General features: G+C 62.2%; 15 protein-coding genes and 2 tRNA genes. 10 read left to right on the top strand and 7 right to left on the bottom strand.

Annotated elements, in window-relative coordinates; translation table 11 throughout:
• Positions 1 to 197: 197 nt before the first annotated feature.
• The 3 genes from GJR98_RS07085 to GJR98_RS07075 all read right to left on the bottom strand — a co-directional run bounded on the left by GJR98_RS07085 (position 198) and on the right by GJR98_RS07075 (position 2382).
• A complete protein-coding gene (locus GJR98_RS07085) occupies positions 198 to 905 on the bottom strand; it encodes an SDR family oxidoreductase (RefSeq protein WP_151136841.1) in 708 nt (235 codons plus the stop codon).
• 113 nt (positions 906 to 1018) lie between these two features.
• Positions 1019 to 1984 carry an NADPH:quinone reductase gene (locus GJR98_RS07080; RefSeq protein WP_151136839.1) on the bottom strand — a complete coding sequence of 322 codons (966 nt, stop codon included), beginning with the start codon at positions 1982 to 1984 and terminating at the stop codon, positions 1019 to 1021.
• Between the two features lie 113 nt (positions 1985 to 2097).
• Entirely contained in the window at positions 2098 to 2382 is a 285-nt protein-coding gene (locus GJR98_RS07075; protein ID WP_151136837.1) for a hypothetical protein, read from the bottom strand.
• Positions 2383 to 2602: 220 nt separating this feature from the next.
• Between GJR98_RS07075 and sucC the strand changes: the two genes are divergently transcribed.
• Positions 2603 to 3748 carry an ADP-forming succinate--CoA ligase subunit beta gene (gene sucC, locus GJR98_RS07070; protein ID WP_151136835.1) on the top strand — a complete coding sequence of 382 codons (1146 nt, stop codon included), beginning with the start codon at positions 2603 to 2605 and terminating at the stop codon, positions 3746 to 3748.
• Complete coding sequence (gene sucD, locus GJR98_RS07065; RefSeq protein ID WP_151136833.1) at positions 3745 to 4614, top strand: succinate--CoA ligase subunit alpha; 870 nt, start codon at positions 3745 to 3747, stop codon at positions 4612 to 4614. Before sucC ends, sucD begins: the two co-directional genes overlap by 4 nt.
• 54 nt (positions 4615 to 4668) lie before the next feature.
• Here sucD and GJR98_RS07060 read toward each other — a convergent pair whose 3' ends face one another.
• The gene (locus GJR98_RS07060) at positions 4669 to 4965 is read right to left on the bottom strand and encodes a zinc ribbon domain-containing protein (protein WP_151136831.1); all 297 of its coding nucleotides are present in this window, start codon (positions 4963 to 4965) and stop codon (positions 4669 to 4671) included.
• Positions 4966 to 5262: 297 nt separating this feature from the next.
• Here GJR98_RS07060 and GJR98_RS07055 point away from each other — a divergent pair, with 297 nt between their 5' ends.
• The 3 genes from GJR98_RS07055 to GJR98_RS07045 all read left to right on the top strand — a co-directional run bounded on the left by GJR98_RS07055 (position 5263) and on the right by GJR98_RS07045 (position 7218).
• Positions 5263 to 5700 (top strand): CBS domain-containing protein, encoded by a 438-nt coding sequence (locus GJR98_RS07055; RefSeq protein WP_151136829.1) that lies wholly within the window; start codon positions 5263 to 5265, stop codon positions 5698 to 5700.
• 79 nt (positions 5701 to 5779) lie between these two features.
• Positions 5780 to 6256 (top strand): DUF2062 domain-containing protein, encoded by a 477-nt coding sequence (locus GJR98_RS07050; protein ID WP_151136827.1) that lies wholly within the window; start codon positions 5780 to 5782, stop codon positions 6254 to 6256.
• A gap of 299 nt (positions 6257 to 6555) precedes the next feature.
• Positions 6556 to 7218 carry a hypothetical protein gene (locus GJR98_RS07045; protein WP_151136825.1) on the top strand — a complete coding sequence of 221 codons (663 nt, stop codon included), beginning with the start codon at positions 6556 to 6558 and terminating at the stop codon, positions 7216 to 7218.
• A 305-nt stretch (positions 7219 to 7523) separates the two neighbouring features.
• Here the strand turns inward: GJR98_RS07045 and GJR98_RS07040 are convergent.
• A tRNA-Val gene (locus GJR98_RS07040) sits at positions 7524 to 7598 on the bottom strand.
• A gap of 43 nt (positions 7599 to 7641) precedes the next feature.
• Positions 7642 to 7716 (bottom strand) — tRNA-Val (locus GJR98_RS07035).
• A gap of 240 nt (positions 7717 to 7956) precedes the next feature.
• On the opposite strand from GJR98_RS07035, the gene trpD reads away from it, so the two are divergent.
• The 4 genes from trpD to trpG are packed head-to-tail and all read left to right on the top strand — an operon-like array spanning position 7957 to position 11801.
• Entirely contained in the window at positions 7957 to 8952 is a 996-nt protein-coding gene (gene trpD, locus GJR98_RS07030; protein ID WP_151136823.1) for an anthranilate phosphoribosyltransferase, read from the top strand.
• A 1-nt stretch (position 8953) separates the two neighbouring features.
• Positions 8954 to 9619: a phosphoribosylanthranilate isomerase gene (locus tag GJR98_RS07025; RefSeq protein ID WP_151136821.1), complete on the top strand. Its 666-nt coding sequence runs from the start codon at positions 8954 to 8956 to the stop codon at positions 9617 to 9619.
• Positions 9616 to 11190, top strand: coding sequence for an anthranilate synthase component I (trpE, locus tag GJR98_RS07020; RefSeq protein ID WP_151136819.1), 1575 nt, complete (start codon positions 9616 to 9618; stop codon positions 11188 to 11190). The genes GJR98_RS07025 and trpE overlap by 4 nt, the downstream gene beginning before the upstream one ends.
• Positions 11187 to 11801, top strand: a complete 615-nt coding sequence (trpG, locus tag GJR98_RS07015) for an anthranilate synthase component II (protein WP_151136817.1) — start codon at positions 11187 to 11189, stop codon at positions 11799 to 11801. The genes trpE and trpG overlap by 4 nt, the downstream gene beginning before the upstream one ends.
• 48 nt (positions 11802 to 11849) lie before the next feature.
• On the opposite strand, the gene GJR98_RS07010 is transcribed toward trpG, so the two are convergent.
• Positions 11850 to 12071 carry a hypothetical protein gene (locus GJR98_RS07010; protein ID WP_394349871.1) on the bottom strand — a complete coding sequence of 74 codons (222 nt, stop codon included), beginning with the start codon at positions 12069 to 12071 and terminating at the stop codon, positions 11850 to 11852.
• 526 nt (positions 12072 to 12597) lie between these two features.
• Here GJR98_RS07010 and GJR98_RS07005 point away from each other — a divergent pair.
• Entirely contained in the window at positions 12598 to 15711 is a 3114-nt protein-coding gene (locus GJR98_RS07005; protein ID WP_151136815.1) for an adenosylcobalamin-dependent ribonucleoside-diphosphate reductase, read from the top strand.
• Positions 15712 to 16018 lie beyond the last annotated feature (307 nt).

The following is a 16018-nucleotide window of genomic DNA, read 5'->3' as shown; positions in this document are numbered from 1 at the left end:
ATCGGAGGTAAAATCGACATATTTCTCCAACCGATTATATATGGTGAGACGTTCGTCCGAATCTGGTATGATATTCCCCTCTAAATTCTAACGTGTGTCGTGTTCGTGAATCGCTCACGTGGGGTGAAAAAATCCGCGCGCGCAACTATGTAAATATATATCGCGACGAGTGGTATTATGCCCCGTGAAGAGTGGTATCAAGCCTCTCCGTACACCGGCACCGCGGCTCCACTCGTCGCCGACGACGCGTCCGAACAGAGGAACAATACCACCTGGGCAATCTCCTCCGGTTTCACCCACGCGTCGAAGTCGGCGTCGGGCATCATCTCGCGGTTCATCTGGGTGTCGATGACGCTCGGCATCACCGCGTTCGCGCGCACGACTCCGAGGTTCTCTTTGGCGATGGTCTCTGTGAGGAGGCGAACACCTGCTTTCGACGCCCGATAGATTCCGTCACCTGTGCCACCTTCGAGTGATGAGCGAGCGGAGACGCTCACGATGGCGCCGTTGGTCTCTCTCAGATGCGGAACAGCGTGCTTCGAAGCGAGGAACATCGTCTTCAGGTTCACGTCGAAGAGGAAGTCGAACGTCTCCGCATCGGTCTCGTCGATGGGCGTTCCGCCACGCCACGTCCCGGCGATGTTGGCGAGGGAGTCGAGTCGGCCGAAGTCGTCCACGACGGCGTCGACGACGCGGGCGACGTCAGATTCGTCGGTGAAGTCACCCTCGTAGAAGCGGACGCCATCCGACTCGAAGAAGCCGTCTTCGTCCTCCGGTTCGACCACGTCGGCGGCCGCGACGTTCGCACCTGCGTCTGCGAATGCACGGGCAACAGCGCCACCGAGGGCACCGCTCGCGCCAGTCACGAGAGCCACTGTTCCGTCGAAGTCGTAGTTCACGTCCATAACCATGTACTACGTGAGCAAACCACATAATTCGGTCGCGGTCGTGCAGTCGCTAGCCGACGGGGTGAGACAGTCGACGGAGTGAGACGTGAAAAAACGCGCAGCGAGTGTGGTCAGGGCGTGATGACGAGTTTCCCGAGGAAACTGTCTTCCATGACGGCGCGCTGTGCTTCGTCGGCCTCGTCGAGGTCGTAGGTTCGAGCCACGTCGATTTCGAACTCGCCAGCGCCCATCTGGCCCGCCAGTTCGCGCAGCGGGGCCGAGAGGTCGGGCGTGTTGAACATGCTCATCATCGTTATCTGGAGGTCCTTCCCGCGGGCCGACGACGAGAGGTCGAACCCGACTTCCGGGTCGTTCTCGCCGATGCCGACCACGCGACCACCAGTCGTCGCAACGTCGGCGTCGAACTGGAGATAGTCGTCGAGGCGATGGTCGAGCGTCAGGTCGACGCCGTCGCCTTTCGCGGCGTCCACGACGGCGTCGGCGAGGTCGTCACGGCCGTAGTCGAGGACCACGTCGGCACCGAGTTCGGACACGCGGTCGTGATATTCAGGTGCCGCCGTGGCGATGACGTGCGCACCCGCCGCGTCCGCGAGTTGGACTGCCGCGTGGCCGACGCCGCCGGACCCGCCGTGGATGAGAACGGTGTCGCCGAGTTGCATCTCGCCGTGGTCGACGAGCGCGCGCCACGCGGTGACGCCAGCGACGCCCGCGCCACCGGCGGCGACGAGGTCTGCGTTCTCTGGCAGGACCGCGAGGCGGTCGGTCGGAACGGCGACGAACTCGGCGTAACCACCGTAGTGGTCCTTGCCGATACCAGTGCCCACGACTGCGTCTCCCTCTTCGAATCCAGTCACGTCGGAGCCGACAGCGGCGACGGTGCCGGCGACGTCCACGCCGGGAATCATCGGCATGGCGAACGGCTGGTACGACCCTTCGCGGAAGTAGGTGTCGACCGGGTTGACTCCCGCCGCAGCGACCTCGACGAGCACCTCGTCTGCCGCCGGGTCGGGGGTATCGATATCGTCTACCTGCAGTACGTCGCGTCCGCCGTGTTCGTGGAATCTGACAGCACGCATGGAAGGGAGTGTGGCCTCATGCGTGATAAGTTCGGACACCCCGGATAGATACGGGGGTGTTCACGCGGGGACGCGTGAGAAGAACCTCTTTCGAGGGCCGACCACACGAACACTCACCTGAGCCCAGACCACGTGAGGAAGGCGAGGACACCGGCGACGACACCGACCGTCAAGAAGACCAGCAAGAGACGCCGTTGGCGCGGCGTGAGCGGCGCTGGGTTCAGCGACTGCTCCAGTGCGAACCCCAGCGCGCTTCCGGTCGCCACGAAGACGACGAGCAGCATGGTTATCTCTCTCGTCATCACCCACCCGAGTACACCAAACACGAGACCAACCGCCATCCCGATTGCCCATCCGAACCCCGCATCGTAGCGTCGTTCCTTCGTCTGGGTTCCCATACGTCTGCTACGTACCTCAACGACTAACATACACCGCTAGATGCCATCTCCCGAGACTGTGTGGCGGGTCGAACGGTCACTCACTCGGCAACGTCAGCACTCGAGTCGAGTGAAAGTATTATTTCGCCAGCGAGTAAACCCACGTCGGCGAATTCTACCGGATAATACTGAAGGAGATGGATGGGATTTAAGCGCGTGCCTTCCCCTCCCACGATTGGTAATGAAGCTTCACGAATACCAGGCGAAGGATATCTTCGCAGAGGCAGGGATTCCGGTCCCAGAGTCCCGTCTCGCGTCGTCTGTAGACGAGGTTATGGAGGCGGTCGAGGACATCGGATACCCCGCTGCTATCAAAGCGCAAGTTCACGTCGGTGGGCGTGGCAAGGCTGGCGGTATCAAGATTGCCATGGACGAAGACGAGGCTCGACAGGCCGCCGAGGACATCCTGGGGATGGACCTCAAGGGCTACACGGTCGAGAAGGTGCTCGTCGAGGCAGGCGTCGACTTCGAGAACGAACTGTACGTCGGTGTCACGATGGACCGCAGCGCGGGCAAGCCCGTCGCGATGGTCTCGACCGAAGGTGGCGTCAACATCGAGGAAGTCGCCGAGGAGAACCCCGACGCAATCGCACGCGAGCACATCGACCCCGCGTTCGGTCTGCACCCGTACCAGGCTCGCAAACTCGTCTTCGACGCGGGCATCCCACGTGACGTCGCGTTCGACGTTGCCTCGTTCCTCTCGACGCTCTACGACCTCTACGAGGCCAACGACGCGTCCGACATCGAAATTAACCCGGTCATGATTACGTCCGACCGCGACGTCGTCGCCGCGGACGCCGTCATGAACATCGACGACGACGCACTCTTCCGCCACGAGGACCTCGCGGCGATGGAAGAGGACTCCTACGAAGACGACCTTGAGGCCAAGGCTGGCGAGTACGGCTTCGACTACGTCCGTCTGTCGGGTAACGTCGGTATCATCGGCAACGGTGCCGGTCTCGTCATGACGACGCTCGACCTCGTCGACTACTTCGGTGGCACGCCCGCCAACTTCCTCGACATCGGTGGCGGCGCGAAGGCCGAGCGCGTGGCGAACGCGCTGGACATGGTGTTCTCCGACGAGAACGTCGACTCCGTCGTGTTCAACATCTTCGGCGGTATCACCCGTGGTGACGAGGTTGCCAAGGGTATCAACGAGGCACTCGAAAGCTTCGACGAGATTCCGAAACCCGTCGTCGTCCGCCTCGCCGGCACGAACGCCGAAGAGGGCATGGAGATTCTGAACACGGAACTCGTACAGGTCGAAGGAACGCTGGAGGATGCAGTCCAGCGTGCCGTCGAGAACGCACAGGAGGTGTCCCAATGAGTATTTTCGTCGACGACGACACGCGCGTAGTTGTACAGGGTATCACCGGTGGGGAAGGTCGCTTCCACACCCAGCAGATGATGGAGTACGGCACGAACGTCGTTGCCGGTGCGGTCCCCGGCAAGGGCGGGCAGGAAGTCGAAGGCGTTCCCGTCTACGACACCGTCTCTGAGGCCGTCGAAGAAGAAGACGCGAACGCCTCTGTCGTGTTCGTCCCGCCGGCGTTCGCCGCCGACGCAATCTTCGAGGCACTCGACACGGACCTCGACCTCGTCGTCGCCATCACGGAAGGCGTCCCGACGCAGGACATGGCGAAGGTCAACAAGCGCCTCGAAGAGGTCGACACCCGTCTCATCGGCCCCAACTGCCCGGGTATCATCACGCCCGGCGAGGCCAAGCTCGGCATCCTCCCCGGTAACATCTTCGAGGAGGGTAACGTCGGTCTCGTCTCGCGCTCCGGTACCCTCACCTACCAGGTCGTCTCCAACCTGACCGAGCGCGGTATCGGTCAGACCACCGCAATCGGTATCGGTGGCGACCCAATCATCGGCACGTCGTTCGTCGACGCCCTCGAAGCGTTCGAGAACGACCCCGACACGCACGCCGTCGTCATGTGCGGTGAGATCGGTGGCGAAGACGAAGAGCAGGCGGCGAAGTTCATCGCCGAGAACATGGACACGCCCGTCGCTGGCTTCATCGCCGGCCGCACGGCACCGCCGGGCAAGCGCATGGGTCACGCCGGCGCAATCGTCTCCGGCTCCGGTACGGGCACCGCAGAGTCCAAAATCAGCGCCCTCAACGACGCGGGCGTCCCCGTCGGCGACACCCCGAACGAAGTCGCCGACCACATCGAAGACTTCCTCTAAGTCTTCGCTCTCATCTCTCGATTTTTGCGACTCGTGAACGGAGCGGCCGCCAGATTATCGATGCAGCCTCGTCCCACACAGCCCACAGCGACTACTTTCGAGCGTATTCGGGACGCCACACTCCGGACAGGCCGTCATCTGTTCGCGCGACTTCTCCTGTGCCGTTCGGAGGAACGTCGCCGGGTCGAGTGTCGTTCCGGTGCCGTCGATATCCTCGTCGAGTCGGTCGAGGACGCGGTCGACGAGCGCGTCGTTTCGCATGCTGTCGAGGAATCGGACAAACCCGACGAACAGGAGGGATGGGGCGACGATGCAGAACCCTGCCACGAGGAGTCGGAGACCAATGTCCATGTGATTCGATAGCGTTCGACAACCGTATCGTTGCCGCTCACACAGGTGACCAACGGTGAACGACTACACCATCTAATTATCGGAACCGATACTCGAACGGAGAGGTTTATCCGACCAATCCGGATTGGTCACGCTAATGGACGAAACTGGCGTTTCTGGGGTGAAACCGCACTCCCCCGACGCGATTACAGAATATGAGATTCTGCAGTTCTCCGCACTGACACACCCAGACGTCACTGTCGTTTCGACTCCCGTTGGTCGGCAGTATCATCGAACGAACCTGGCAGGCGAGTAACGATGCGCGTCGACGAAATCATGACCGAGGACGTCGCAACTGTCGGGCTGGACTCCAGCGTCGCCCACTGCGCTCGAGTGATGCTCACACGGGGGGCAGGGAGCGTCGTCGTGAGTACCGACGGAGGCCCAGCAGGTATCGTGACTGAGTCGGACGTGCTTCGCGCCGGCGTCGCGAGCGACAGCCCGCTGTCGACGATCCCGACGCGCGCCGTCATGTCACATCCAATCAAGTGGGTCCGTCCAGACTCGACGAGTCGCGTCGCCGCCCAGAAGATGCGCGACGGACGGGTCAAGAAACTCGTGGTCGTCGACGGCGCGAAGATGGTGGGTATCGTGACGGCCACCGACATCGCGTTCCACATCTCTGACGTCGCCCGCGGCGTCGGGGAGATGTTGGAGCTGAAGAGCAAGTGGGAATCTGACCGCCGATTCAGATAGTCTCGAATTCGTGAATTCGATAGCTATTGCCTCGCATGGCGAAGAATTGATAGTAGAGTCCTGCATCTAGCCGTCACCTGTGCGCGAGAGAGTAGCGTCGATTCGGGCCCGAGTGTGGTCGGGAATCGAACGTGCCTTTGCGGCGGAACACACGCCTCACGAGATTGCAGTGAGTTTCGCCTTCGGTGTGTTTTTCGTCGTGATGCCCACCGCTGGCACCGCACTCGCGCTGTTCGCGCTCATCGCGTACTTCGTCGACAGAGCGAGTAAACTCGCGCTCGTCTCGACACTCGTCATCTTCAATCCACCCGTCAAGTGGGCCGTCTACGGGGCGAGTTTCTGGGTTGGGTCGTACATCCTCGGCCCGATTCCCGGCGTCTCCGTCTCCGACGTGTCGCTCGATGCAGGGTTCGACATCCTCTTCCGGCAACTGCTCGGAAACACGATTCTCGCTGTCGTGCTGGCGGCTCTCGGGTACGTCGTCGTCCTGCACCTGACGCGGATGTACAAGTACCGGGAGTTCTCGTCGCCGGCGTTGGCGCCGGCGGACGACTAGCGACCCACATCACCCACTCGAGTAGGGACTGAAGCAGCCGTTTGAAATCGCTCTCACTGTTTGCGTGGCACAACTCTCTTGGGATGAATGTCATCCCACGTCCAGTTTCCTGTCAATTATAAAAAGTGTATAAGAGACTCGGGAGTGACAGTTTATCTATGTGCATTGATAGCACAGCTGGCGGGCAGTCAGCGGGCCAACGGAGTACGGGGCGGCGATTAAATCGACGAACGATGTTGAAGACGGCCGCCATCGGGGTGGGAGCGTCAGTGCTGCCGATATGGGGCGTAGCAGGTTCAGTGAGTGGGCAGACCTCGGGGTCGGCCATGCACACGCTGATGATTTCGGCAAACGGACCGGTTGACTACGAGTTCACAGTCGACGGGACGCTCGAAGCCGACACCGAATTCGGCGATTTCTCTGCCGACGAGGACGACATCGTGTTCGACCCCGACGGGCCGGCCGGCCAAGCGGTGCGCGACGAAACCGGACCGCGGCCCGAAAACGCAGGAGAAACAAACTTCCTCGGTGACCGGTTCATCATCTCTGGATACGCACAGCTAACGGTTGTCCCCGAGCCGGGGTACGATGCATACGTCTACGTTGACGAAATGCTCGTGAGTCCACTGGCGGTCGAATTACCCGGGTACGTGAACGAGTGGCGCTCGGTGATGATTACTGCGAACGGGCCGACGGCGTACGAATTACTCCTCGAAGGTGCCATTCAACCTGATACCGACAGCGGCGACTTCTCCGCGGACTCCGACGAGGCCACGACACAGAACGCAGATGGTACGGTAACCGTCGCCGACACGACGGGTCCGCGACCCGCGGACGCCGGTGGACGACACTTCCTCGGCGACCGGTACCGTTTCAATGGGTCTATCGAGGCGCTATCACTGGATTACGACAGGTCGCAGTACGAGGTGAACGTCTACTTCGACGAGCAGAATGTCGGATGAGAAGTCGTCGTCCACGACATCTACGGTTCATCTCGAGGAACAGGTAGGCAGATTCTGAACCCCACTCGCTTCTTGCGGTCGCTCGCTGGTTCAAATCTGCCGTGACCACGACGCTGACGCGAGAGACCTCCGTGTCTCTCGCGGTCGTTACGTCGAAGAGAAGTGGGTTGGGGTAGATTTGAACGTTGGTCGCTCCTTGCAGTCGCTCCCGAGTTCAAACAGCCCCAAGAATTTCGCTCGTCTCGAATCGTGACTCACACACGAGGCTTCGCCTCGGTGGTCGTCGGGTTCTCGTAGAAGCGAAATGGGTTGGGGCAGATTTGAACTGCCGGCCTCCTCCATGTCAAGGAGGTGTCATAACCAGACTAGACCACCAACCCGGTGTTGCAAACATCGGCCGAACTCCGAAACGTGGAAAGGAAGTGGGTTGGGGCAGATTTGAACTGCCGGCCTCCTCCATGTCAAGGAGGTGTCATAACCAGACTAGACCACCAACCCGGTTACGGTGCTTTCCACGCCCGTTCGGACGCATCTCTCCGTTGTCCGGGGTTACAATTTAAGCTTTCGAATCGGACCACGTGCGGCGATTCCCACCATAGCACACTCCCACCGTCTCATACCGCCGAATCCCTGCGTCACGACCGGGCTCGATGGCGGCGATTTTCGCCTGCCCGACACCCTTAAGTCAATGTACGAATTTGTACATTGTAACTCGAACACGTACATCGGTGATTACCAATGCAAGATTACATCGAACGCGTCACTGCTGGTTCTGACTTGACTGTCGAGGAGGCGCGCGACGCTGCGCGTGCGGTCTTCGAAGAGGCGACGGAGGCGCAAATCGGCGCCCTCCTGGCGGCACTCCGTGCGAAAGGAGAGACTGAAGCCGAAATCGCCGGCTTCGCACAGGGGATGCGCGACGCCGCGTTGACCATCGAACCCTCGCGCGAGCCACTCGTCGACACCTGTGGAACCGGCGGCGACGACTACAACACGATCAACGTCTCGACGACCAGCGCGCTCGTGGCTGCCGGCGCGGGTGCCGCAGTCGCCAAGCACGGCAACTACTCCGTCTCTTCATCTTCTGGGAGTGCTGACGTGCTCGAAGTCGCGGGTGTGAACGTCGAAGCAGACCCCGAATCGGTCGAGCGATGTATCGACGAGAACGGCGTCGGCTTCATGCTCGCGCCCGTGTTCCACCCCGCGATGAAGGCCGTCATCGGCCCGCGGAAGGAACTCGGCATGCGCACCATCTTCAACGTCCTCGGACCGCTGACGAACCCCGCCGGTGCCGACGCGCAGGTTCTCGGCGTCTACGACCCTGACCTCGTCCCTATGATTGCCCGCGCGCTCTCGCACATGCCTGTCGAGCGTGCCCTCGTCGTTCACGGCTCGGGGATGGACGAGATTGCGCTCCACGACGCGACGACCGTCGCCGAAGTCGACGGTGACGACGTCATCGAGTACACGCTCACGCCTGCTGACCTCGGTCTCGAACAGGCCCCAATCGACGCCGTCGCCGGCGGGTCGCCACAGGAGAACGCCCGCGACCTCGAAGGCATCCTCACGGGTGACGTGACCGGTGCCAAACGAGACCTCATCCTCGCCAACGCGGGCGCTGCAATCTACGTGGCTGGCATCGCAGATTCGCTCGAAGACGGCGTCGACGTCGCCCGCGACGCCATCGACACCGGTGCCGCGAAAGCAAAACTCGACGCGCTCCGGGAGGCGTGAGATGGTCCGTGTGAAAGTCTGCGGCGTCACCCGTTCGACAGACCTCGACGCCGTCGCTGCGGCCGGTGCAGACGCAGTCGGCGCTATCTGCGACGTTCCCGTCGACACGCCTCGGGAGATTTCGCCCGAGCGCGCCCGCGAGCTCTTCGCAGGTGCTCCACCGTTCCTCTCGACGGTCCTCGTGACGATGCCCGAGTCGGTCGAACACGCTCGTGAACTCGCACGCGAGGTCCGCCCCGACGTACTCCAACTCCACGCGGACTTCTCGGCGGACGAACTCGAAACACTCGCCACCGAAGGCGTCCGTGTCGTCCCGGTCGTCGACGCAACAGACATCGCGCGTGCACGCGCTGTCGCGCCCGCTGTCGATGGTCTCCTCGTCGACACACCCTCTGAGTCGGGTGCAGGTGGAACCGGCCAGACGCACGACTGGGACGCCTCACGGGCGCTCGTCGAAGCCGTCGACGTGCCTGTGATTCTCGCCGGCGGGCTAACGCCCGACAACGTCGCCGATGCGGTCCGAACCGTCGCCCCTGACGGGGTCGACGTCGCCAGCGGTGTCGAAGCATCCGGCGGTGTCAAAGACCACGACGCGGTTCGCCGCTTCGTCACCGAGGCGAAAACCGCGTTCCGTGACCACGAGAATCACGAGGAGGTTCCGGCGTGACGCGACCCGAAACCGACCGTGAGGAGTTCGTCGCCGAGCTCGCAGACTACGACGAGCCCGTCGTGGCGCACCTCGTCACCGAACTCGACGTGGACATCGACCCGCTCGCGGCGTACACCGCACTCGCCGACCGGAGTGAGTACGGGTTCCTCTTGGAGAGCGCCGAGAAGGTCTCGTCGAGCAACCCGCAGGGCGCGTTCTCGTCTCCCGCGACCACCGCCGATTCCCACGCGCGCTTTTCGTTCGTCGGCTACGACCCCGAAGCAGTCGTGACGGTCGGCCCCGACGGAACCGACGTAACCGACCTCGGCGGCCCCGCGGCAGCGTTCGTCCGCGAGGCAGAAGGCGACGTGCTCGACTCGCTTCGTGGCGCGCTCCCTGACCTTCCGCGCGTGAACTTCCCCGAGACGGAGCGACAGACACTCACCGGCGGACTGGTCGGGTTCCTCGCGTACGAGGCCGTCTACGACCTCTGGTTAGCCGAAGTCGGCCGGGAGCGCCCCGACACCGACGACCCGGACGCCGAGTTCGTGTTGACGACCCGGACGCTCGCGTTCGACCACGTCGAAGATACGGTTCGACTCGTCTGCACCCCAGTCGTCACGCCGGACGACGACCCCGCCGAGGTGTACGACTCTGTCGTCGCGGAAGTCGAAGCAGTCACCGAGAAACTCGAGACGGCCGACGACCCCGCCCCCGGTGGCTTCGAGCGAACCAGTGAAGAAGCAGGTTCACGAGCGTCGTACGAGGCCGCAGTCCGTGCGGCCAAAGAACACGTCCGCGACGGCGACATCTACCAAGGCGTCCTCTCGCGCACCCGAAAACTCCGTGGACAGGTCGACCCCGTCGGTCTGTACGCCTCGCTCCGCGAGGTCAACCCGTCTCCGTACATGTACCTTCTTCGCCACGGTGACCGCCGCGTCGTCGGCGCGAGCCCCGAGACCCTCGTCTCGGTTCGTGGTGACCGTGTCGTCGTCAACCCCATCGCAGGGACGTGCCCGCGTGGGTCCGGTCCGGTCGAAGACCGCCGCCTCGCTGGCGAACTCCTCGCCGATGCCAAAGAACGCGCCGAGCACACGATGCTCGTCGACCTCGGCCGCAACGACGTCCGCCGCGTCTCGACGCCCGGGAGCGTCCGCGTCGAAGAGTTCATGAGCGTCATCAAGTACAGTCACGTCCAGCACATCGAGTCGACGGTCTCCGGAACGCTCGACGCTGAACACGACGCGTTCGACGCGACCCGTGCGACCTTCCCCGCAGGAACGCTGACTGGCGCGCCGAAGGTCCGGGCGATGGAGATAATCGACGACCTCGAAGACGACCCACGTGGTGTCTACGGCGGTGGCGTTGGCTACTACTCGTGGACTGGTGACGCCGACATGGCGATCGTCATCCGAACGGCGACGGTCGAGACTGACGGCCACGAAGACGAGATTACCGTCCGCGCGGGCGCGGGTATCGTCGCCGACTCTGATCCCGCCTCGGAGTACGACGAGACCGAACAGAAGATGGGCGGCGTCCTCGACGCCATCCGTCGAATCGAGTACGAGCCACGGGAGGTGTCTCGATGACTCGGCTCGTCATCGTCGACAACTTCGACTCGTTCACGTACAACCTCGTGGAGTACTTCTCCGAACAGACCGTGAACGGCGAACCGCTCGACATCGAGGTGCTGAAGAACACGGCTACACTCGACGAGATTCGTTCCCTCGACCCCGACGCCCTCGTCATCTCCCCGGGACCGGGGCATCCGAAGAACGACCGCGACGTGGGTGTGACGACCGACGTACTCACGGAACTCTCGACCGAGATTCCGACGCTCGGTGTCTGTCTCGGTCTCGAAGCGGCAGTCTACGCCTACGGCGGGACGATTGGCCACGCGCCAGCACCGATTCACGGTAAGGCGTTCCCCATCGACCACGACGGGCAGGGTGTTTTCACTGACCTCGAAGCGGGGTTCCCCGCCGGTCGGTACCACTCACTCGTCGCCACCGAAGTGCCCGACTGTTTCGACGTGTCGGCGACGACGGACCACGACGGCGAATCACTCGTGATGGGCGTTCGTCACCGCGAGTATCCTATCGAGTGTGTCCAGTTCCACCCGGAGAGCGTCCTCACGGGGTCGGGACACGGCGTCGTCAGAAACTTTCTCTCAGCGGTCGCTGGATTCGACGTTGTATAACTGACGTCGGTGACGACGAAACGGCCGTCGCGCGTCGTTCTTCGGTCGTCAGATGACGTTGATTCCGAAGAACGACAGCAAGAGCAACACGGCGATGATGAGTGCGGCAATCGTCACGAGTCGCCACGCAATTTTCAACACCATCCGGCCGACGACGATGACGATGGCAATCGCGATGAGCACCAGCAGAATCTGCCCGAGTGGCCCTGCGAAGAACTCACCGAACTGCAGCGGTACGAGAGTGAGGGGGAAAGTACCATAGTCGGATATGACACCGGCGAGGCGAATAAGTTTGCGGCACGATACCACCCACCGTTTTCGGGGGCGTTCCACTGCCCGAAACGGTCGAATTCAGCGCCCTCTTAAGCGGCGATTTTCAGTACATATGAATACTGATAGTTCTTGTCGTTGCGTCAGTCGTGGATTCTTTTATATTCTCCACCGCAGTTCGATACATCCCCCATGTGACAGTGTCAGACACCGATTGGCCCCCCTCACATTCTACTGCATATCCTGCCGCAGTATGGCGATTATCTGCCTCGTTATTTTACTTCCACTCCGCTCTGGCTACCGTTATGTGGTCTGCTCACCTCTAGGAAACCTGTGCGTTTCGGGCCCGGCGTCTCGACCTCCACATACTTGCACTAAATGTGATAGTTTCGGGGGTGAAACGCCCCGGAGTCCGAAGCCTTAACCGACCACGCCCCACACACCAATATCGTCACAATGAGCGGAATTTCACGCAGTCCACGACACGCCGATGCCCGAACACGCTTCGGGCGGGAGGTACAGTAAGATGAGCGACGCAGAACTCTCCACGGACGAACTCGTCCTGCCGGTCAAACGGACCGAAGGCGAGACGCTCGCGGAGCGGATGACCGGAAACGCCTACAACAACATCCTGCCCGCGCGGTATCTTCGCAAGGACGCCAACGGCGACCTCGTCGAGACGCAAGAGGACCTCTTCCCACGCGTCGCGAAGAACATCGCGCTCGCCGAGGCCGTCTTCGAGGCCGAACAGCGAGACGTCGAGATTACGGTCACGCCGGACCTCATCAAGCGCGACCACCCACGACGTGACGAACTCGCCGAAGAAGTCTTCGGGAAAGGCGTCACCGCCGACGACACGGACGCCGAGGCGACCCTCTCTATCTACAACGTCAACAAGTTCGCCTACGACACGCTCGTCCCCGAACTCCCCGATGAGATTCGCGACGTCGTCGTCGAAAAGCGCGAGACGTTCCAGGACATGATGGAACAGCTCTCGTTCATGCCGAACTCGCCGACGCTGATGAACGCTGGCGACGAACTCCAGCAGCTCTCGGCGTGTTTCGTCGACTCGCCCGGTGACGACATCACCGACATCCACCAGACCGCGAAGGAGGCCGCAGAGGTCTTCCAGTCCGGCGGTGGCATGGGCTACGCCTTCTGGAAACTCCGCCCCTACGGCGACGCAGTCGGCTCCACCGGCGGCATCGCCTCCGGCCCCATCACGTTCATGCGGACGTTCGACCAGATGTGTGAGACCATCGCCCAGGGTGGTGCCCGTCGTGGCGCTCAGATGGGTGTCATGCGCGTCTCTCACCCCGACGTCATCCAGTTCCTCCACGCGAAGAACAAGGACGTCTCGCTCGCGCACACGCTCCGCCTGAACGACCCTGACGACTTCACGCACACGAAGTTCGCCGACGCGCTCGAAGAGGCGCGTGAACTCATCGACGAGGACGGCCGTGTCCCCAAGCACCTCCGTAACGCCGTCGAAGGTCACCTCTCGAACTTCAACATCTCCGTCGGTATCACCGACGACTTCATGGAGGCGCTCTACAACGACGAGGAGTTCGTCTTCACGAACCCCCGAACGGAAGAGCCGCACATCGCGACGCCGGAGACCAAGGAGATCTACGACCTGTTCGGTCTCGGCGAGTACGTCGAGGTCGGCGAGGTGCTCTCGGTCCCCGCCGACAAGCTCTGGGACCAGATTATCGACGGCGCGTGGGAGAACGGCGAACCTGGTGTCGTCTACCTCGAGCGCGCGAACAAGGAACACTCCTTCGACGTCGAGAAGCACCCCGACCACCGCATCCTCGCGACGAACCCGTGTGGCGAACAGCCACTCGAAGAGTACGAGGCGTGTAACCTCGGTCACATCAACCTCTCGACGCTCGTCGACCTCGACGCACCCGACTGGCGCGTCTGGTACGACCAGCACGGTGACGAGTACGACGACCTGTCGGCCGCCGTCGACGCCTTCCTCGAAGACGCCGTCGACTGGGACGAGTTCGACCACCGCATCGAGAACGGGACGCGCTTCCTCGAGAACGTCGTCACGATGTCGGACTTCCCGGTCGAGAAGATCGAAGAGAAGGTCCGCGAACTCCGGAAGATTGGCCTCGGCATCATGGGCCTCGCGCAACTCTACATCCAGCTCGGCGTCCGCTACGGCTCCGACGAGGGTAACGAGATCGCGCAGCAGCTCATGACCCACATCAACCACCAGTCCAAGTGGGCCTCCCACGAACTCGCCGAAGAGCGCGGGTCGTTCGAGGCGTGGTCTGAGTCCAAGTACGCCAACCCGACCGAGTACCGCGAGTGGTTCGAACACCACACCGGCCAGTCTGCGGACGACTGGGAAGACGGCTTCCCCATCCGCAACCACAACACGACGACCATCGCCCCGACGGGCACCACCTCGATGGTGTCGAACACCACCGGTGGCTGTGAGCCCATCTACAACGTCGCCTACTACAAGAACGTCTCCGACGACGTGCAGGGCGACGAGATGCTCGTCGAGTTCGACGACTACTTCCTCCGCGTGCTGGAGGCCAACGACATCGACGTCGAGGCCGTCAAGCGCGAAGCACAAGACCAGATGGCGAACAACGAGTTCGACGGCGTCTCCTCGCTGTCGTCCGTTCCGGACGCCATCTCCGAACTGTTCGTCGTCACGGCCGACCTGACCGGCCTCGAACACGCGAGCGTTCAGTGTGCGCTCCAGAAAGGAGTCGACTCCGCCATCTCCAAGACGTGTAACTTCCCGAACAGTGCCTCGAAAGAGGACATGGACGAAGTCTACCGCTACATCTACGACCACGGCGGCAAGGGCGTCACCGTCTACCGCGACGGCACGCGCTCGAAGCAGGTCCTCACGACGCGCGCGAAGAACACCGAGTTCTCCGACGACGAAGAGGCCGCCGAGGCCATCGTCTCGCAGATTCGCGACGTGTTCGGCGACGTTTCGGCGTTCCTCGAATCTGAGGAAGTCGCCGACCTCATCGGCGGCGAACTCGAACTCGCCTTCGCCGACTCGCCCAGCGAGGTCGGCAAGAAGCGTCCGCGTCCGGACGTGCTCTACGGCGTCACCCAGCGCATCGACACCGGCTACGGGAAGCTCTACGTCAACATCAACGAAGACGAGAACGGCGAACCGTTCGAGCTGTTCGCCAACATCGGCAACTCCGGTGGCTTCACCGCATCCTTCACCGAGGCGCTCGCCAAGACTGTCTCCACGTCGCTCCGCTCGGGCGTCGACCCCGAGGAGATTGCGAACGAACTGAAGGGCATCCGGAGCCCGAAGGTTGCGTGGGACAAGGGTGAACAGATCAACTCCATCCCGGACGCAATCGGCACCGCGATGCGCCGTTACCTCAACGGCGACATCGACAAGGGCTACCCACGTCAGAAGAACCTGACCGAAGTCGAAGCCGAGGCCGCCGAGGCCGACAGCACCGACACCGACGGCGGCATCGCCGTCGACGCCGGTAGCGACGACACGTCTGCACCGAAAGAAGACGCCACTGCAGACCTGCTGGCTGCCGGCGAGAGCCCGGAATGTCCCGAGTGTGGAGAGATGAACCTCTACTACTCCGAGGGCTGTAAGACCTGCCAGAACTGCGGCTGGTCCGAGTGCTAACGACGGCGTGACCAACACCCCGGTCGTCTGACCGGGCACACGACCGTCTCTTTTCTCTCTCCGCTCTCACTTCATTTCTCGACGCATCCTCGACTGGGTAGCGCCGCCAGTGAGCGACGTCCAAGTGTGTCTCCAGTGGGCAGCAGCACTCCACCCTACCGGCGGGTCGCGTCATTGCTCTCGTGCTTGCTCGTCTCTCGTCGGGGTCCTATCAGCATCCCTCACAGAACGTACATCGTCGTGAGTTACTCCGCGACGGACTGGCTACCTTCTGAACGTCGTCGTACTCCACACTCGTACACGACCT

The sequence above is a fragment of the Haloferax marinisediminis genome, from assembly GCF_009674585.1.
GTDB lineage: Archaea > Halobacteriota > Halobacteria > Halobacteriales > Haloferacaceae > Haloferax > Haloferax marinisediminis.
Note: the sequence above shows the minus strand (reverse complement) of the source record. Positions and strands in the feature narration are given on the sequence as shown.